Origin of the sequence: Shewanella sp. GD03713, from assembly GCF_029843705.1 — a bacterium.
GTDB lineage: Bacteria > Pseudomonadota > Gammaproteobacteria > Enterobacterales > Shewanellaceae > Shewanella.
The window spans coordinates 3,077,030-3,095,677 of record NZ_JAOCIW010000001.1 but is presented as its reverse complement, the minus strand read 5'-3'; the positions used below and the strand labels follow the sequence as shown (position 1 = coordinate 3,095,677).

Genomic DNA, 18,648 nt, shown 5'->3' with positions numbered 1-18,648 from the left:
AGCACTAAAACACCGCCTAAGTCTGTGCTTGGGTTATAGAATAAACAAAGGCGCTATGAATAGCGCCTCAGGTGTGTGTTGTTAGGCTATCTAAACGCTATCGGTACGCTAAGGTAAAGTTAGCGCTTGCCCAGCATCAAGACGGCGCCAATATTACGGGCGGTATTGGTCAGATTCGTTTTGGCGTTCGCCAGCACATCATCCAGAGGACTTAAGTGTGGAATGATGGGGAAAATCGCCGCCATACCATGCTCGAGCACGGCATTGGCATTGTCGCCAAGACAACCCGCAATTCCGATGGTCGGAATATTTTGCAGCTGCGCTTGCTTTAATACGCCCATCGGGGTTTTGCCAAAGATTGTCTGGCCATCGATTCGGCCTTCACCCGTGATGACAAGATCCGCGCCGCGAATTTTGTCAGCCAGTCCCACTGTTTGCATCACAATCTCAACACCGGGTTTAAGCTCGGCGCCTAAAAAGGCCATCACGCCAAGTCCCATTCCGCCTGCCGCGCCCGCGCCAGCTTGATTGCGGTGATCGGTGACGCCGCTTTGGGCAATCACATCGGCATAGTGACTCAGGGCTGCATCTAAGGTGCTCACCATCTCGGGTGTTGCGCCTTTTTGCGGGCCAAATATGGTCGAAGCACCACGCTCGCCGCACAGCGGATTATCGACATCGCAGGCCACTTCAAAGGTGCATTCTTTCAGTAGCGGATGGGCGTGGCTCATATCGATACTGGCAAGCTGAGCAAGTGCGCCGCCGCCTGCACTTAAGGTTTTACCTTGTTTATCCAGCAGTAAAATATCCAGCGCTTGGGCCATACCTGCGCCGCCATCGTTGGTTGCACTGCCACCCAAGCCTAAAATAATGTGTTTTATCCCACGATTAAGCGCATCACAAATCAGCTCGCCCGTGCCATAACTGGTGGTGAGCAGCGGGTTACGCTGATCCCTTGGTACATGGTGTAAACCCGAGGCGGAGGCCATTTCAATCACCGCAATCGTGCCTTTAGCTTGCTGGCCTAAAATGCCGTAATGGGCTTTGACTTTATGGCCGAGTGGCCCCATGACCTCTAAATTGACAATGCTGCCGCCAGTGGCATCGACCATAGATTGCACTGTGCCTTCGCCGCCATCGGCGACGGGGATTTTGACAATCTCACAGTCTTGGATCACTTGTGTTAAGCCTTGTTCGATCGCATTAGCCACATCGAGTGCGCTTAAGCTCTCTTTAAAGGAATCGGGGGCGATAACTATCTTCATTCAAAATCCTACAGCTTTTTGGGCGCACGGATGCGCCCAAGGATGAGAAAAGTGCGGCTTAGAGCAGCACTAAGCTTAGTACATACACGGCCAGCATTGCGGTGACGCCTTGGATAAGGGTCGCCATGGTTTGTGCTTTATAGGCTTGTTTAACGCTCATGCGGCTAAATTGAGTGACGACCCAGAAGAAGCTGTCGTTAGCGTGGGAGACTGTCATGGCGCCGGCACCAATCGCCATTACGGTTAACACGCGGCCCATATCACTGCCAAGACCAATATCGCCCAGCATAGGTGCGACTAAGGCCGAGGTTGCCACTAGGGCGACGGTGGATGAACCTTGCGCCGATTTCAGTGCGGCGGCGACGATAAAGGGCATGAAGATACCTACCCCTAGCGCCGACAGTGAGCTACCCAGGTAGTCACCAATTGGTGTGGCTTTTAACACGGCGCCGAAGGCACCACCTGCACCGGTGATCAAAATAATTGGGGCTGCGGCAACTAAACCTTGGCTGATGCGCTCGCTAAACTCGGCAATCTTGTTATCGCTTTTCAGTAACAGCAGTGACAGGAACAGACCGATAAGCAGGGCGTTAACGGGTTGGCCAAGGAAGACTAACAGGCTGAATAGGCCTTCTTTGCCCAGTGGTGCAGACGGGAAGTTGGCGATAGAGCCTAAGCAAATTAATAGGATAGGCACAAAAATCGGTGCAAATGCCTTTAATGGGCTAGGGAGTGTGCCATAGCTTTGTTTTAAGGCTTCAAAATCAGCAGCTTGTGCTTTGAGTTCTTCCGCACCTTCGCCATCGGGTTCAACAATGGCAAAACGGTTCGCCCATAACATCCCCGCAAGCGCGGCAACGGCAGCAACAAATAAGCCGACACCAATCACTAGGCCTAAGTTGGACTCTAGCCCTAAGTTACCTGCCGCGGCGATAGGGCCTGGTGTGGGCGGTACAAAGGTGTGAGTGGCATACAGGCCTGTGGCTAACGCCACGCTCATGGAGACGCTCGAAACCTTCATGCGGTTGGCCATGGATTGTTTAAGCGAGTTTAAAATGACGAAGCCAGAGTCACAAAACACCGGAATCGACACTAAATAACCGATGATGGACATAGTGAGTGTTGGGAAGCGTTTGCCCAAGACTTTGATCACCACGTCCGCCATGGTAATGGCGGCGCCGCTCTTTTCGAGGATGATACCGATAATGGTACCTAACACGATCACCAGACCGATATAGCCGAGGATATTACCAAAGCCTGTGGTGATGGTTTTGGCAATATCGCCACTCGGTAAACCGTAGGCGAAGGCGGCGATAAAGGCGGCCAGAATTAAGGTTAAAAACGGATGGAGCTTAAATTTTGAGGTCGCGATAACAATAAATGCAATCACGCCGATGAGGATGAGCACTAAGTTCATAGGTTGTCCCGTTCAGTCTTGGCTGAAGTTCTTAAGTGGTTTTGGCTGTTTTTGTAGGGCGCGGTCTTTATTTGATCCCAAGTCCAAATAAAGGCTGCTTTAAGGTCAGCCTATTATTGAACACTGTCAGTTGAATAGCTTTGGGTAAATCGACGGAATTACGGGCGGAACTGGCCCTTATTTTGTGCATGCGCACAAAATAAGGGCCGTGAATTCGAATGTAATGCTAAGAATATTGTTGAACCAACGTGAGCCGCGCTTATTGACGACGGATAAAGGACTCGACATATGCCGCGGTGCGGGCATTGAGGATGGGGTCGTCCGACGCTGCTATGCCTTTGGGCAGGAGCAGAGGATTAAAGATGCTTCTATCACATTGTTGCACTTGAGGATCGCTATCGCGCTTGCCATCAATCACCACTTGGCCGACGAGAATGCGCGAACGGTTTTCTGGCCAAAGCACTGTCGGGTTATTAATCTCATCGCCTTGTTCCGCAAACTGAATGTACAGATCCCACTTGGCAGGTTGAGACTGAATTCGCTTGAGTAATTCAGGCTTGAGAAAGTCATCACCAAGCTGTGCCAACGCTTGCTGGGAGAGGGCTTGCGTGCCCGCGACGGGTTCAAAAATCCATTTACCCGCAATGCTGTTATTTTGCTTGTCGGTAAACAGAAAACTGTTCACCCCAAAGTACTGGCTATTGGCAAAACTCGGGCTCGGCGGCAATTGTTTTAAATAGTCGAAAAAGGCCTTGGCATCGGGCTTATTATCGATAAGCCATTGTTTACCTTCGGCGCCTTGCTTGCTCTTGGTTTGGAACAGATAAAAGTCCTCTAGGTTACTGGCAAAAAACATCGGCACATTGGTGGTGACAAAGTTGAGGTTTTCCCGCTCGCCATCGATTTTTAATGACATAAAGCGCCCCGGGGTTTTATCGGACAGCTTAGGATTAGTGCCGCCGAGGGAAAAACGGGCGGTCACTTTGATGGGATTTTGATTAAAAAAAGGAATGTTGAGTGAATCGTGCAATTGGGGATTAGGGGCAAAGTAACCCGAGGTACAAAACCCTTTTGTATGATTACGCAGTTTAACTTTTTTACCCGCCTCGCGACTCGCTGCATCTGGCGTGCCGTTCACTGCATCTACTAATTCTGGAATGGTACGCTCCGCCGCGCTGGCAAGTGGGGCGACAAACACTGAGCTGACCATTAGGCACGCTGTGGCGAATGAGCTGAGTTTGGCATGATATGGCTGCATGGATTTCCTTCCTTAACAATTTAACCGTATGGGTGTCTTGTGCATTGATAGGAAAGGACGAGGCGAAATTATCTTTCACTCATTTTGTGAATATCTGGCCAGAGGACGGCAAAACTAAGCCTAGACTGCTGGATTATGCCTGAGTCTGAGTGAATGTCATCGCTAATTTCAATTCATTGAGTTAACGCTTGCTGATGTTGAGTTTTACGCTAGTGGTGATATGGGGCACTACTCGAGTCGGTAATTTGAGGTATCTATCAACTGGCCAAGATAAAGGCTTAACAATCCGTGGAGGGAATGGATGTCACTCTTGGTGAGTTGCTGAATTTTATCTAACCGATACCTTAGGGTATTTCGGTGAATAAACAGCGCATTAGCGCATTGCTGCGCATCACCAAAATGAGTGATATAGGCGGCTAAAGTTTTGCGTAGCTGACCATTTTTATCGGCCTTGGCTAATTGTTGGTAGGGGCTGGCCAGCGCCTGACCACGCCAATCATGCTTGAGCCCAGATAACAGCACTTGCAAGGAGTAGTCTTCAAACAGGTATTTAGTGCCCTCGGGGTTAAGCTGCTTGCCTAAGTTCAAGGTTTCCTGCGCGGTTTGGTAGGAGCGCGCAATGCCGCCTTTTTCAGGGAAAAAATGCCCTAGGGCGATTTTAAAATTTAAATCCATTTGCGCCGGTAAACGCTGCAGCAGTTTATCGATACGCTGGTTCTCAAGCTCGGGATCCCATTGTTTACCATCCAGAAATGCCGGTTTTAAGATCACCAGTTGCGACATCGAGGTCATGGCTATCAAGTTGCCGCGATCGGGATTTTGCAGTAAATGCAGCACTTGCTTGAGGATTTCGCTGACTCTGGGATTACGCTCGTCTGCGTTTTGCTCGCTCTGAGCTAATGAAGAAAACGCAGCGGATTTTTGCTGGGTTGGTGTGGATTGTTTTTCACTGACTTCAATTATGGCGGCCACTCGCGGCAAATTGATATCGATGTCGAGTTGCTTGGCCCAGCGATGCAATTGCTCATCGTCATCGGTTTGCGCCTTAATCAACTGCAAAATAAATTCTTCACGCTGACGATTTTCCCACTGCAGCTGATCCTGCTGATTGGCTTGCTCGACAATCATTTCGGCGGTCATTTTTAGCAGCTCACCGTAGTGGGTTAACTCGGCCGGATCGCCAGTAATACCAATCACCCCAATAATTTGCCCTTGATAATGCAAGGGCAAATTGATGCCGGGTTTGACGCCATGTAAGCCTGAGGCTACTTCTTCACTCAGTTCCACATTGCGGTTTTGGGCGATAGCGAGCAGCGCACCCTCGTGGGTCGAGCCAATACGTTTGGGATCGCCGGAACCTAAGATCACGCCCTGACCATTCATCACATTGATATTGTGCCCAATGATTTTCATGGTGCGACTCACAATTTGTTTAGCGATGTGTTGATCCAAAACGTACATAACTCACCTTAATTTTCAAAGGATTGATACAGAGGTTCGCCTAAACGGCGACGCCATAAGGGTAAAGGCAAACGACAGAAAAGGGCAGGTGTTTTTTTATCTTCTATACTGAGAATTGAACCTAACTCTTGTTAACCTATTTTTAACAATTGAGTTGGGGAAAGGTTATGGCGGTATTTTGTTCCCTTAAGTGTCATTTGTCCCTTTGTGGACAGGGCGAAGGATATCACGATGAAAGTCTATCTCTTACCTTCTGTACTCAGTATGTGCGTTGCGGCAAGCCTTCAGGCGCAGGCCGCTGAGTTCAACGTTAATCACGGGCAATCCCTCTCGGCAGCGGCAGGGTTGAGCCAAAAACACAGCTTTAAAGAGGTCAAAACGGTAACGCTCAATAAAGGTCAAAGCAAAACGAAAGCGTTGCAGTATTTCGATGGTGTGCTGGTGTATGGCCATCATCTGGTTGTGAGCACGGATGATACAGAACAAAGTGCCATGGGGGATGTGGCACAGATTGCGGATGATTTTTCGGTAGAGGCAGGGATTTCTCAAGGGCAGGCGATTGCGGCGTTGAATCGGTTATATCCAGGTTCGGCGGCTACCGGTAAAAAGGATGTGCAACTGGTGATCTTGATGACCGAGGATACCCCGAGGTTAGTGTATCGGGTGTCCTACTTAAGCGATCAAACCGATGCGTTATCTCGGCCAACGGGCTTTGTCGATGCGCAAACCGGCGAGGTGCTTGAGCACTGGAATGAGATCATGACCGCCAAGAATAACGTGGGAAAACCCGGCGGTGGTGGAGGCGGTTCAGGTGGTAGCAGCACTCCTTTTGATGCAACGGGTCCTGGCGGCAATACCAAAATCGGTGGTTACTACTACGGCGATGCTTACGGTAAACTTAAGGTGAGTGAGTCTAATGGTACATGTACTATGACCAACGCCAATGTGAAAACCGTGAACATGGCGAACTCGACTCGTCGAGGTTCTGTGTTCACCTTTACTTGTCCCGAGAATACTTATCAGATGGTCAATGGTGCTTATTCGCCTTTAAATGATGCCCACTATTTCGGTGGTGTTATTTTTAATATGTATAAGGAATGGTATAACACCAAACCATTAAGTTTCCAGTTGGAGATGCGGGTGCATTATGGCCGTAACTATGAAAATGCCTTCTGGGACGGCTCGGCTATGTCCTTCGGTGATGGTGCGAGTTACTTCTATCCACTCGTGAGTTTGGACGTTTCCGCCCATGAAGTGAGCCACGGCTTTACCGAGCAAAACTCGGGTTTAAATTACAGCGGCCAGTCCGGCGGTATCAATGAAGCGTTTTCGGATATTGCCGGTGAGGCGGCCGAGTTCTACATGCGTGGCAGTAACGACTGGAAAGTGGGCTACGACATAGTTAAAGGCAGTGGTGCACTGCGTTATATGGATAATCCGCCTAAGGATGGCCGCTCAATCGACAATGCTGCCAATTACACTAGTTCCATGGATGTGCATTATTCCTCAGGGGTGTTTAACAAAGCTTTTTACACTCTGGCTACCAAGAATGGTTGGAATACTCGCAAGGCGTTCGATGTGTTTGTGTTAGCGAACCAGCTGTATTGGACGCCAACCTCGACCTTTAACCAAGCGGCCTGTGGCGTGCAGCAGGCGGCGAGTGCCAATGGTTCTGCCTATCCTGTGGCGGATGTGGCTGCGGCATTTGCCGTGGTGGGCGTGAGTTGCCAATGATATTGAGAGCCGTGCAGTGTTTTGAGGGACGCTTAGGTCGCTCGCCAAAACCTTTCTAAGCTCCAGTTTTTGAGTTCTAGTTTCCGAAAGCCCCTTAATGGGGCTTTTTATTGGGATTTGATTAGGGTTTATATAGGCTTAGAACTTGCCAGCAGGCCTGCGATACGCGCTTGAAGTGTGGGGAGCTGTTCGCGCTCAAACTCGGGATGCTGTTTTAGCCAAAGATTGTTGCGCGGGCTAGGGTGGGGCATGACCATCAGCCTAGGCCAATATAACGACCATTGCTCAATGGCTTGGGTCACTGTGATCTTCTTGTTCGTTTGTGGGGTAGATATCGCTATCGCTTGAGAGCTTAACGCTTCGTCTGTCGTATCTATGGCCCGTGTGCGCGGTAGATGGTAATCAATGGCATATTGGCCAAGGACCAGCACTAATTCTATCTGTGGCATCAAGGCCAATAACTTAGCATGCCAAGTTGCGGCGCACTCGGGGCGTGGCGGTTTATCACCCTGCTTTTTTCCATTGCGTTCAATGGTTCCCGGAAAACAAAATCCCATCGGCACTATGGCAAACAGTGCGGGATCATAAAATTGTTCCCGAGTGACATTAAGCCAAGCTCGCAGCCGCTCACCACTGGCATCGTCGAAGGGGATGTCCTTATGGTGGGTTTTTACGCCGGGGGCTTGGCCGGCGATTAAGATCCGTGCTTGGCTACTGGCTTGTAAGATGGGTTTTGCTGGTAGGGGTAATTCGGCCTGACACAGTTGGCAAGCGCGGATTTGTTTAAGCAGTACATTGAGCTCGGCTGAGCCGTTTGGCTCGATAGCTGGGTGCGACATGTCTGTCATCATCAAGCCCCAAGTTTGCTCAATAGATGGTAGAGCCAATACCCAAAGAGCGCATAGGAGGCGACTAATACAAGGTAACTCAATAACTTGGCACCCAAGGCTTTAGTGGGAGCTTTGGCATGAGAGGCTAGTGCAATATGGCCCAAGATAATCGCAAACAGGGCGCAGGGCGGCAGCAGATAACTGATGCCTAAGACGAATAGGGCACCAAGACTTAGCAACCAGTTCGCGTGTTGCTTGCTGGGTTGATTCAGTTGGCGTAACTGCAGCGGTAATAAAACCAGCCCAACGCCGACAATGATCATGCCGAGATTGAGTGCAAAGTCGCTCCAAGCACGGTGATCATAAAGGGTTAAGGCAAAGGCGAGCAGAGGCACTATCAGTGCGGTCAGCACGTGGCGTTTGGCAAAGAGGGGATTACAATACTGACCCGCAAAAAAGAATAGCCCCTGCATCAATGCGTTGATAAGAGTAAATCCACCCAATCCGACGATGATAAATAAACTCGCCGTGCCACCGCTGGAATCGAATGCCATGGCTGGGGCGGCGAGCAAACTTAAGCCTATCGAGGCGGGCAGAGGCGATAAACGCCACAAACGCCACAAGCAACAAGTGAAGGACGACATCTAAGATCCAATGATAGTTAACTCACTGAATTAACATCCGCTAAAGTGCCAGTAAACTCAAGGAATACCTCATCTTCGGCGTAAGTTTTGCCTCAGAGTCTGATCTTATTCAAGATTTTGGCCGCTGGAATAGTCAGGACCCGTATCTAAAGCGCGGTGAGTGTTCGTTGGCAATAAAAAAGCCCGCAGTGCGGGCTTTTGATTATCAATAAACGCAGATTAGAGCTTGTAACTCATGCTCAGCATCAGCATTTGTGCAGTGTAGTCATGGCTGTTGCTGCCAAAGCCTACGACGTTCCAAATGCCATCAACGGCGATATCGTTAGCGGCGTCATTGTCCTTATAGTTCTCAATTTTGTAATCGAAGCGTAGCGCGAGTTTCTCGGTCGCTTGATATTGAGCATATAAGTTAATGTTATGGACTTTGGCAAAATAGTCGCCATAGTCGCCGGTGATACCTTGTCTGACTTGAGTGTTACTGTCGGAGTCTGAGTAAGTGTAATCCAGACCTAGGCGTAACTTGTTCTCCAGCAGATTGTTGTAGCTGATGCCTGCGCCAACCACATCCACTTTGTCTTCAATAAAGCCAGTCCAAGTTGGGGTGCTGTAATTGCTGCTACCCGCTTGTTCTGATTCTATGGTTTGGTGGTTGTAGAAGGCCGTTGCCAGTAAGTCAGCGGTGATCATATAGCTGATATTGGCATCGTAACTGGTGTCTTTTGACTCAGTTAAGCCAATCACAGTATCGGTATAATCATCCAGCGCATAACGGGCACCGAAGTCTATGGTCAGGCTTTCGAGTGGCGTGTGAGTGATGCGTGCTTCGATTTGGGTTCTGTCACGGTCAGCCAGATTGTACTTACGTAACAGGCTGTTGGTTTCAGAAGACGTCCATTCAGACGCTTGGTATTGTGAGCCGTCACGGTTGCCGTAACTGCCTTTTACCCACATGTCCCACATGTCGAAGCTATTGACGCGCAAACGGGCCCAAACGGTGTTCTCATCCGTGCTATCACGGTCTTGATACTCACGTTCGTCACGCTTGAAGTCATAACCACCATCGAGCTTAATGCCGTGGGTAATACGATAATCCGCCGCCACTTTGAAGCGCTGTGTGCGGTTATCGTAAGGGGTGTTATAGGCCACCTTACCACTGACATTGTTGATGCTGATCTGAGTCCACTCTTCGATTGGGGTATTGTTGTCACGGTCGTAATAATCGTAACTACCCGTTAAGCGAAGGGAGTTGCTGACCTTGCTCACGACTTTGAGGTTCATGCCTAGTAGGTCGACTTTGGCGTCTACCGCATCCGTTGGCAGTTGATAACCGTAGCCAGAGGTCACCAGTGACTGATCTTGGCTCATTTGTCCGGTTAAAATACGGCCAGACAGTGAGTTACTGCCGTCGTTATACTGACCCATCAGCGACACTGTGTGTGACTGGTTATCGGGATCGAGTGCAATGGCACCAGTCGTTTGCGCACCAAAGGTGGGGTTGAAGGCACTGTCAAAGTTCAGCTGGTTGTATTCATTTTTGAAAATTGAACCATTGTAACTGAGCGCTGTGAACCAACGATCGCCTTTGAGTTTCACGCCCGCTTCTATGGTGTCAGTGGTGTAATCCACGGGTTCTGCCAACATCATAGATTGGTTAAAGAAGCTACCAGCGGTTTGTTTTAAACCGGTTTTTTCTTCACGCATGTAGTTCACATAGGTGCTCCACAGCGACTCACCCTGATATTCGAACCCAAGGCCCGCGCGTTCACGTTTCAGTGATAACTCGAGGCTGTTGAGGCTGTCCATCAACAGTGGCATTTGGCTGCTTGAACCTGCGGTGACCCAGTTATCGGGTAAGGTCAGGTTATTGCCGCCGATACCAGAATAGGGCGAGAGGGCACTATTGCTATCGTAGGTGGCAATTTGGCGGTAGTTCAGATTGATATTGTACTGGCCTTGTTTGCCCGCATTTACATCTAAACGTCCGCCGTCCATTCCCAGTTGATAGGCCTCAACACTGGCGCGGTAACCTTTTTCACCACGGTAGGCAAGGTCTGCATCTAACTTGCCCGCAACTTCGTTTTTAGAACCAAAGGCATTGGCAGAGCGAATGTCCTCTTCGCCATTGTAACCTACGCCGACACCGACAGTGCCAGATACACCCGTTTCAACCACGCAGCCTTTACAGCTCCATGCTGAGAGTTTCACTTTGTCGGTATTGGCATTGGCGAGGCCATAACCATCGGCAGCTACGGCTAAGCCTGTGTTGGCTAATAACGCTAGAGTGATCAAATTGAGTTTGAATTTCATCTTCTCGTCTCCTTAGCGCTGTAATAGCTTGCCAGATGGATGGTTAGAACCATGGACCTGACTATGGCAATTTAAGCAGCTTCTTCCACCCGTAAAGGCATTGTCACCGACATTTGAACCTAAACCAGTGTTACCTAAGTAGGCATTGCTGGCGTGGCCATCGCTGGCGTGACATTGCTGACACAGCTGCGGCGCACGGGTTTTCAGCATGGCATCGTTCACGCTGCCATGGGGATTATGACAAGTGACACAGTTTTCAGTGACGGGTGCATGCTCCCAGAGTTTTGGGCCGCGCTTCTCGGCGTGACAGGAATAACAAGTTTCGTTAATGCTTGGCTTGTTTAGGTCAGAATCTGTCATGCTCCCATGGGGATTGTGACAGTCGCTACAGGTCATTTGTGCCCATTTGAGTGGGTGACTTGAGCGTTTGTTCATATCCGCTTTTTGCTTAGTGTGGCAGCTTGTACAGACGTCCATCTCAGTGTTTTTAGATAACACTGGGTCTTTCGCGACGTGAACTTGGTGGCACGAGGCACAAGCAACATCGGCATTGTCATGGTGACCGCCATTCCAAGACATACGCTTATCGTCTTGGTGACAGCTCATACATACGCTGTTTTGCTTGTCGGCACTTAAGGTCGATTGCTTACCAAAAGTGATCATCGGCTCATTGCCGCCCTTGTTGTGTTGACCCATAGGTCCGTGGCAAGCCTCACATTGTAGGCCAGCCATTGGGCTCTTAGTGGAGTCAATGGCGCCGTGGACACCTTTGAAAAGGTCCATCACTTTTTCGGATTTCTTGTGGCACATCAAGCAAGAGTCTGCACCTTTAGGTGAGTAGTTGCCTTCGGCAAACTTCTTATCTAAGGTCGCTTCGACTTGCTCTGGCGTCATTTTTTCATCCCACTTGGAGGCGTGAGCACTCGGTGCGATGACAAATACCATGACCGCAGACATCATCAATGCCGGCAGTAGGTTTTTCATTTTGTGGCTGTTCTTCATAATAGGCTTCCCAATTTGTCCCAACAAAATTCAAGAAAGGGGGAGCGAACTCCCCCTGCTTGGGCAAATTACATTTTCACTTGAGTGTGATCTGCAACTGTTGGGGTATGGCAGTAGAAACAGGTTTCTGACTGTGCCGCTTGGTTGGCTTGAACATAATCACCGTTCACAATCGCACCCATATTTTCTAAGCCGTGGCCAATAGATTCTGGCGCGTGGCATGAAGTACAAGTTGCTGTGATTGGGGTGGTGTATTTACCGGCAGATGTGGCCAGTGCACCCTTCACTTTGAACGCGTCTAAGTTGAAGTCGTTGTGGCACTGAGTACATTCTTTGATAACGCCTTGCTCACCGTGAACTACGTGCAGTTTCATTTCGAAACCACCTTTGTTTGCACCGCTTGCATAGGTACCATCAGGGGTATGACAGGCCACACAGGCATCCACACCGACAATTGGCTTACCGCTTGCGTCTTTGGCATGTGAAACTTGTTCTGTCATCACAAAGCCTGAGTGGTGACCTTTGTGTAGCTCGAAGGTATCACTGTGACAGTTTTGACAAGTGCTGAAGTTCACTGAGTTCACATGGCGCATGCTAGGTGCATTACCTGATTTAGTACCGAAGACTAAGTCGGCTTTCATGCTGGTGGTTGTGCTATCAGCAGTACAAGCCGTCAGCGTGGTGCCAGTGTTACACATTTCCAGACCGATAAAGGTAAAGGCGGTATCAGTATCGCCAGCACCAAATGGCAGTGCAGGGGTGGTGAATACCAGTTTACCGTCAACTAAGGTCACACCATCTTGCAGTGCACCATCTTTAACGAGGTCTTTGGCTATCTTCGCAGCACCGCTACCTGGGCTCTTGTTGTAGCCCATGATTGGGAAGTTAGGACCGACGTTAGTGATCGTTTCTAAACGTTTGATCTTATCTTGTACGCTTGCTGCATCGATGGCATTACCGTCTTTATCTAAGATAGATACGGTTAATACCGCAGTATTGTCTTCTTGACCAGCGAGTGTTGCAGACATACCTAACTGAGCCATGATAGCTTTCTTCTCAGCGGTTTTGCCTGTGTGTAACTCGGCGGTCCAATTGCTGTTGTGACAAGCGATACAGTTAGAGTTATCTAACTGCTGAGAGTGGCCTTTGCCTGCGGCAAAATCAACGGCAGTATGGCAGCTACCACAGGTTGCGGCGGTTGGAATACGTGACCAGTTGCCCCAATCCGGTGCGGCTTCGGTTTCAACGTGACAGCTTTGGCAGCTTTCTAACGAACCTAAGGTGAGGTCTTTATGTTTAGCGTGGACTAACACGTTAAATTCTTTACCTACACCCACTTTGCCTGAAGTGTGGCAAGTCGCGCAGTAGTTCACATCTGAGTAAGCGCCGCCGTGTTTCACATTGGCTAAGTCTTGGTGACAAGCATTACAGCTTTCTGTGGCGACGACTTTGCGGCTGTAACCCGGTGTTGCACCTGTGTCAGCGGTAAAATCAACATAAGCGTTGCTATTAGGGACTTGTGTGCCATCTGGTAATGGCGTGTTGTAAGCGCGGATCAGAACACGTTGCGCTAACTGATCGTTGTAGGTGATCTTAGCGTTGGCGCTGAGGTTCATCTTGAAGGTGTAGCTGTAGTGGCCGTTCTTCATGTCCACGAAGGTACCGGGACAGGTAGATGCCACATCACAGGTCTCATCACCGAAGTATTGCCACTGAGAGGCATTACCGGCACCTGTTGCACCCTGTGGAATCAACTGAGCTGCAGCAAAGCGCATTTTCTGCAGACCAACAACGGGTAAATCGTCTTCGTTAGTGACGGTGAATTCCACACTTGGGACACCGTTAGTCACTACTGATTTGTTGAATGTAAAATTGAGTTTTTGAATGGCTGGAGCTGGCTCGCCACCAGGTTCACCGGGTTTACCATCGTTACCATCACTTCCACCACAGCCAGTTAAGGCCACAGTGACAGCACTTGCTGCGAGCAGCAGTGCGATTTTTGATTTTTGTGCGTTCATCATTTTTTTCCCTGCATAGGTTTGGCATTACTTAAGCGCTTATCTTCTTCGCCCGACAGATTCTTTGTCTGTGCTTTGGTCTCGAAGGCGACTTAAGTGGATGCTGGAAATAGAATTCCCCAAGGAAAGGCTAACCTAACATGCCCCTAAAATCTTCAAGGCCTTTGCTAATGTGTGACTTGGATCTTTCTATTTCTAAAGAGGTAGTTAAACCACAGGGGAAAAACAAATTTAGATCAAAAAAACGACGGATAGTGAGGAGGAAAATAAAAAAAGAGAGAGGGGTTACCTCTCTCTTTTTGTCCAGTCTCTTTAATCGCTAAAGAGGTGGTTTATTTAGTTACCGTGAGCTTTCATTAATTGAGTAGGAGTATGGCAAGTTGCACAGCCTTCAGACGCACGGGTTTGAACATCCGCAGCATCGACTCCATCTAAGATACCGCCGTTAGCTTCAATGTGAGACTTAGCCGCATCAGAGAGATACTTCTGGTGACAGCTTAAACATGCACCCGCATCTGAAGATACCCAAACACCCGCTTTATCATAGGTTGCTGAGTTTGGATAAATCCATGTACGCTTGGGAGCTCGGCCAAGTTCAATGCCTGTGACGACACCGCTTTTTTCGACGTGGCAAGTTGCACAATCGCTCTTAAGAACAGTGCCTGATTGAACGCCAGCATATTTCAGATAGTGACCTTCTGCTTCATGGGCTTTCCAGGCAAAGCTGGTTGCTTGATCGAACTTACCTGAATTTCGAACCGTCTCTTTAAGTGCTTTGTCTGGGGTATGACAAGTCTGGCAGTTCACGCCGTTATCGTAATGCAGAACTTGCTGATTGTGACAGCCTTGACAATTTGAAGTGTCAACAATAGGACGACGGCTAGCTGGAGACGCTGCGCTATCTACACCATTGTCTTTCCAGACAAAGTGGTATGGGGCTTCTTTCACTGGCACTTTACGTACGGTATCGTCTGCACAGTTAGTTAGAACTACCTCGGCAACACCGTAACCACCATTATTGAAACACACTTCTAATGCTGACCAGAGTTCAAAGGTTTTACCGTTAGCGTCCGCTGGCAGGTTGAACTTAGTGCCAGTTAACGTGTAGGTTTTGGTCGCTTCGTTGTAAGTGCCATCGCTCAGTGCGATACGACGGTTGCTGTAAGAGGCATCAGCATAGCTTGGGTAATCTTTATCAGAATCCCATGCCACAACTACGCGTGAGCCTTGGTTTACAAATGTTTTATCGATAGCGTTGCCATCTTTATCAACCACTTGAACATCAAAGGTAATCTTACCTGTGTCATTCACACCCACATTGCTGAACTTGATGCCCATTGCTTGAGTATCAGAATAGGCTTTCAGTACATCACCATGGCGCTTAGCCGCGCTGCCAGTACCGCCGTAAGGCTCGGTGGCATTGTGGCAAGACATACAATTAGTGCTGCTGTGGTGAGAAGATGGTTTTTCGGTATGACAACCAATACAAGCTTGATTGCTTAAATCGGCTTTGAAGAGGTCAGCATTCGCAGGCGCTCCCGCACCTTCAACGTGACATGCTGAACAGTCCGCGGCAGGTTTTAATGGGAAAGTCACTTTACCGTAGTCGTGTAACGAACCACCGTAACCGACAATCTTATAAGGTGCTGGAACTTCTGCGCCTGTCTCATCGAAGGTATGACGCTCACCACCTTTGTGGATAGCGTGGATCATGTAAGTGAATTCAATGCTATTGCCTGATTCTGGGTCGCCAGAAGTTGCAGTGTGGCAAGAGGCACAGTTTTCAAGATCAATACGACGACCACCATGCAGCTCTAAGCTTTCTGGTTGGTGACAGGTGTAACAGGCTTGAATAGAAACCACATTGCGGGTTTGAATGCCTTCAGTTTTGCCTGTAGACGGTTGCCAATCGAAATGGGCGTTGGCCACAACCTGTGGTAAATCCAGCTCCATTGTGGCGCGTTGAGTCGCATCGGCACTGTAAGTGACTGTGAGTGGCTCAGTTACATTGGCAATGTTGGCCTGATAGGTGTAGCTATAGCTACCGTCACCGTGGTCAACTAAGCAAGTGTCGCATTTATTTGCCGCTTCCACGTTGGCTTGGTATTGGGCCGATGGATTTAGGTTATCGACACCTGATGGAACAGTGCCTGGCTCTTTTTTGGCATTGATATAGGCTTGCCATTGATAGCCGCGATCCGCTGGTTTAGCTGGATCGTCCGTTGCTTCAGTCACATGGGTGAGCTGAGCAATACCGAATCGTAAATCGTGATCTTTCGTTAAGCCGAGTACGGCCACACCATTGGCATTTTCCAATGTAAAATCAACGGTGACTTTGCCAGCATCAACAGTGGCATTTGTGAATTTCGCTTTTAACGTTGAGGTTGCGTCGATATTAACACCAACAACGCCTGGTTTACCGTCTTCACCATCTTTACCATCACTGCCACCGCAACCAGTGAGAAGAAGTGAAAGTAAACCGGCACCCAACATCGCTTTTGTTGCGGTATTGAAATTGAACCGTTTCATCATGATATTTCCCTGCAATAGTTTTAATCATCATTAAGCGCTTAGCAAATAAGAATAAATCTCATTAACCGCATTTAATGTGTGGAATTAGATCCCACCTGTAAGGCTAACTAAGTCATTGGTATTTATCAGTCACTTTAAGCGGGTAATGTGATTGAGATCTGACTATTTCTTTAGGGGTAGATGACTGCATAGTATGAGTTCCTTTTATATTTGCAGTAGCAGGCCTTTTCGGCCTGCATCATAGGGTTATTTAATAGGGTGCACTTTTAAAACGTCGGCGACAGCGCCTTGTCCGTGGCAGAAAGCACAGGTTTCTGTGACTGCGGTGGCGTCGGCTTTTGTTCCCGCAAATACCGCGCCTTGCTGCATCATATGGTTGCGGGTGGTATCACTTGAGTGACAGTTACTGCACACCGCAGCTATTGGGCTGGTAAAGGTACCGTTGTTCAGTGCAAGTGGTTGAACTGCCGCGTTTAAGGGGAGGGCAGCCGTTGAAACTCCCGCAGCATCTTTGATATGGCATTGAGCACAATTACCGATTTTGCCTGGGTAGTTGAGGTCTTCAAAACCTGCAAATTGGCTGGTATGGATCCCATGAATTAACTGCTTAAAGTCAAAGGAGGTAATGGAGGGATTTGCCGCTGTCGCATCGGCCTGCATATTCGGGTTGTGGCATAGCTGGCATTGGCCCGCTAAATCGTTGCGTGCCCCATGAATATTCAGTTGTTGATCGCCGTGGCAGCTAGCACAGTTGGCATTGCTAATGACCTCGCGTCTGCCGGTGGCACTTAAGGCTGACATGTCAAAGTAACTATGGCTTGCCTTGATAACCAGAACTTCGGCAAGTTCAGTGCTGCAATCCACTAATACTTTATCTTTGGCGCAAACTCGACCTTGAATCGCTAAGCCGCCGTGGTCCGATTCAGTTCCTGCCGGAATCGTGAGACCCGAAATGGTATAAGTGTAAGTGCCGTTGCTGCCAGAGACTGGTGTGGACTCGGGTAGACGAATTGAACGCGCGGAGCGAGTACTGTAATCGAAACTGGTTCCCCAGTTAGCATAGACCCTTAGGTCGCTGATAAATTTGAGCTTATCTGCGCTATCACTGTATACAGTACCAGTGGATGGATTGCTCAGCGTCACGGCAACTGTCACTGTGCCATTGGCATCCATGCTTGCGCTACTGATGCTCGGACTAAACTGGGCTAACGCGGCTGTTTGATCTTTATTACCGTGTACGCTGGCGGTCCAATCGGCATTATGGCAGGCAACACAATTGCTGTTATCTGCTTGTGCAGGATGACCTTGGCCCGCAGGGAAGTTAATTTGGGTATGGCAGGCACCACAGGCTTCCATGGTGGGGACTCTATGCCAGTTTTGAGCTTCGGCTAAATCAGGATTATCAACGTGGCAAGTCTGGCAATTACTGATGGATTGAGGGAAACCCGCTAAGTGTTTGCTGTGGATCATTTGCGGGAAAATATCTGCAGGATCACTGACTTTTTTACTGTTATGACAAGTTACGCAAGTTTCAACTTGGTTGTAACGTCCACCATGGAAAGCCAAATTACTGTGACAGCTATTACAGGTTTCAATAGTGATTAAGTTACGAGTGTAAGCGAGGGTATTGCCCGAGGTTTGCCAATCGTAGTGTTGATTGGTAATGGGGAGCGCGGTGCCATCGGCTAATGCATCTCCGCCGAGTTTAATGACGATTCGTTGGGTTGCATCGTTAAGGAAGCTCACACCATTCATGCCGTTAAATGTGGCACTAAAACGATAGCTGTAATGGCCGTTTTTATGGTCGACAAACGTGCCAGGGCAAGAAGCTGCGCACGTTTCAGAGGTAAAATGTTGCCACTCACTGCTATTACCCGCACCTGTCGCGCCCTGAGGCAGTAATTGCGCCGCAATGAAGGTTGCCGAGGGAATACCGACTACGGCTTCATCGTCTTGGTTGCTCACCTGATAATCGACTTGAGCGATGCCGTCGGTCACGGCGACTTTATCGACCATGATGTTTAGGCTAGTGATCGTCATCGCGGGTGGTTTACCTGGCTCACCGGGTGAGCCATCGTTACCGTCACTGCCACCACAGGCGGTAAGTAGGGTGGTTAAGGCCAGCAACAGACTGAATTGTGTGCTAAATCTTGCAAACTTGTTCATATTTCTATCCTTGG

At 49.0% G+C, this 18,648-nt stretch carries 12 protein-coding genes; 1 reads left to right on the top strand and 11 read right to left on the bottom strand.

Annotation, left to right across the window (positions count from 1 at the left end; translation table 11 throughout):
• Window positions 1-119: 119 nt before the first annotated feature.
• The 4 genes from N5E87_RS13705 to N5E87_RS13690 all read right to left on the bottom strand — a co-directional run bounded on the left by N5E87_RS13705 (window position 120) and on the right by N5E87_RS13690 (window position 5,401).
• Complete coding sequence (locus N5E87_RS13705; RefSeq protein ID WP_086902542.1) at window positions 120-1,265, bottom strand: glycerate kinase; 1,146 nt, start codon at window positions 1,263-1,265, stop codon at window positions 120-122.
• 58 nt (window positions 1,266-1,323) lie between these two features.
• A complete protein-coding gene (locus N5E87_RS13700) occupies window positions 1,324-2,682 on the bottom strand; it encodes a GntP family permease (protein WP_086902543.1) in 1,359 nt (452 codons plus the stop codon).
• A gap of 259 nt (window positions 2,683-2,941) precedes the next feature.
• On the bottom strand, window positions 2,942-3,940 hold the full coding sequence (locus N5E87_RS13695; RefSeq protein WP_086902544.1) for a catalase family peroxidase: 999 nt from the start codon (window positions 3,938-3,940) through the stop codon (window positions 2,942-2,944).
• Window positions 3,941-4,168: 228 nt separating this feature from the next.
• Window positions 4,169-5,401, bottom strand: coding sequence for a sugar diacid recognition domain-containing protein (locus N5E87_RS13690; RefSeq protein WP_086902545.1), 1,233 nt, complete (start codon window positions 5,399-5,401; stop codon window positions 4,169-4,171).
• 231 nt (window positions 5,402-5,632) lie between these two features.
• On the opposite strand from N5E87_RS13690, the gene N5E87_RS13685 reads away from it, so the two are divergent.
• On the top strand, window positions 5,633-7,135 hold the full coding sequence (locus N5E87_RS13685) for a M4 family metallopeptidase (protein ID WP_086902546.1): 1,503 nt from the start codon (window positions 5,633-5,635) through the stop codon (window positions 7,133-7,135).
• Window positions 7,136-7,263: 128 nt separating this feature from the next.
• Here N5E87_RS13685 and N5E87_RS13680 read toward each other — a convergent pair whose 3' ends face one another.
• From N5E87_RS13680 to N5E87_RS13650, 7 genes are all read right to left on the bottom strand, one after another.
• Complete coding sequence (locus tag N5E87_RS13680; RefSeq protein ID WP_176370289.1) at window positions 7,264-7,986, bottom strand: uracil-DNA glycosylase family protein; 723 nt, start codon at window positions 7,984-7,986, stop codon at window positions 7,264-7,266.
• Entirely contained in the window at window positions 7,986-8,609 is a 624-nt protein-coding gene (locus N5E87_RS13675; RefSeq protein ID WP_086902547.1) for a hypothetical protein, read from the bottom strand. Before N5E87_RS13675 ends, N5E87_RS13680 begins: the two co-directional genes overlap by 1 nt.
• A gap of 219 nt (window positions 8,610-8,828) precedes the next feature.
• The gene (locus tag N5E87_RS13670) at window positions 8,829-10,916 is read right to left on the bottom strand and encodes an MtrB/PioB family decaheme-associated outer membrane protein (RefSeq protein WP_086902548.1); all 2,088 of its coding nucleotides are present in this window, start codon (window positions 10,914-10,916) and stop codon (window positions 8,829-8,831) included.
• Window positions 10,917-10,928: 12 nt separating this feature from the next.
• Window positions 10,929-11,918, bottom strand: coding sequence for a decaheme c-type cytochrome MtrA (gene mtrA, locus N5E87_RS13665; RefSeq protein WP_086902549.1), 990 nt, complete (start codon window positions 11,916-11,918; stop codon window positions 10,929-10,931).
• Between the two features lie 68 nt (window positions 11,919-11,986).
• A complete protein-coding gene (locus N5E87_RS13660; RefSeq protein ID WP_086902550.1) occupies window positions 11,987-13,939 on the bottom strand; it encodes an OmcA/MtrC family decaheme c-type cytochrome in 1,953 nt (650 codons plus the stop codon).
• A 333-nt stretch (window positions 13,940-14,272) separates the two neighbouring features.
• Window positions 14,273-16,468, bottom strand: a complete 2,196-nt coding sequence (locus N5E87_RS13655; RefSeq protein WP_086902552.1) for an OmcA/MtrC family decaheme c-type cytochrome — start codon at window positions 16,466-16,468, stop codon at window positions 14,273-14,275.
• Window positions 16,469-16,714: 246 nt separating this feature from the next.
• Window positions 16,715-18,634, bottom strand: coding sequence for an OmcA/MtrC family decaheme c-type cytochrome (locus N5E87_RS13650; protein WP_279769136.1), 1,920 nt, complete (start codon window positions 18,632-18,634; stop codon window positions 16,715-16,717).
• Window positions 18,635-18,648 lie beyond the last annotated feature (14 nt).

Bases quoted from the DNA above. Each gene is read 5' to 3' on its own strand.
- N5E87_RS13705 (WP_086902542.1), bottom strand. From the start codon at position 1,265: ATGAAGATAGTTATCGCCCCCGATTCCTTTAAAGAGAGCTTAAGCGCA.
- N5E87_RS13700 (WP_086902543.1), bottom strand. From the start codon at position 2,682: ATGAACTTAGTGCTCATCCTCATCGGCGTGATTGCATTTATTGTTATC.
- N5E87_RS13670 (WP_086902548.1), bottom strand. From the start codon at position 10,916: ATGAAATTCAAACTCAATTTGATCACTCTAGCGTTATTAGCCAACACA.
- N5E87_RS13685 (WP_086902546.1), top strand. From the start codon at position 5,633: ATGAAAGTCTATCTCTTACCTTCTGTACTCAGTATGTGCGTTGCGGCA.
- N5E87_RS13650 (WP_279769136.1), bottom strand. From the start codon at position 18,634: ATGAACAAGTTTGCAAGATTTAGCACACAATTCAGTCTGTTGCTGGCC.
- mtrA (WP_086902549.1), bottom strand. From the start codon at position 11,918: ATGAAGAACAGCCACAAAATGAAAAACCTACTGCCGGCATTGATGATG.
- N5E87_RS13690 (WP_086902545.1), bottom strand. From the start codon at position 5,401: ATGTACGTTTTGGATCAACACATCGCTAAACAAATTGTGAGTCGCACC.
- N5E87_RS13655 (WP_086902552.1), bottom strand. From the start codon at position 16,468: ATGATGAAACGGTTCAATTTCAATACCGCAACAAAAGCGATGTTGGGT.
- N5E87_RS13660 (WP_086902550.1), bottom strand. From the start codon at position 13,939: ATGATGAACGCACAAAAATCAAAAATCGCACTGCTGCTCGCAGCAAGT.
- N5E87_RS13695 (WP_086902544.1), bottom strand. From the start codon at position 3,940: ATGCAGCCATATCATGCCAAACTCAGCTCATTCGCCACAGCGTGCCTA.
- N5E87_RS13680 (WP_176370289.1), bottom strand. From the start codon at position 7,986: ATGATGACAGACATGTCGCACCCAGCTATCGAGCCAAACGGCTCAGCC.
- N5E87_RS13675 (WP_086902547.1), bottom strand. From the start codon at position 8,609: ATGTCGTCCTTCACTTGTTGCTTGTGGCGTTTGTGGCGTTTATCGCCT.